1 protein-coding gene is annotated in these 264 nt (G+C 51.9%); it reads right to left on the bottom strand.

The features are described 5' to 3' along the window. Positions 1-264, bottom strand: a 264-nt coding sequence (locus G9G54_RS25090) for a condensation domain-containing protein (RefSeq protein ID WP_165179970.1), incomplete at both ends; no start/stop codon positions are given.

Raw genomic sequence — 264 nt, forward strand, 5'->3', positions numbered from 1 at the left:
TCCGCTGGACGACCAGACACTACACCGCCAAAAACAGCGTCGTCACTACCGTTGTACTTTTGGAGCAGCAAGCCCCAAGCTGTTTGCAGCAATGTATTCGGGGTCACGTGATGCTGCTTGGCCACCATTTCCATACGTCCGGTCAAATCCTTGCCGAGATCGCACAGGATATGCTCAAATTGTGCACCGTCCGCTTTCACGCCTACTTTTCCGGTCGGAATCGAAGTTTGCTGATCATAGCCGAGCAAATAATCCTTCCAGTAG

Origin of the sequence: Paenibacillus sp. EKM212P, from assembly GCF_011066115.1 — a bacterium.
In the GTDB taxonomy this organism is placed as follows: Bacteria; Bacillota; Bacilli; order Paenibacillales; family Paenibacillaceae; genus Paenibacillus; species Paenibacillus polymyxa_B.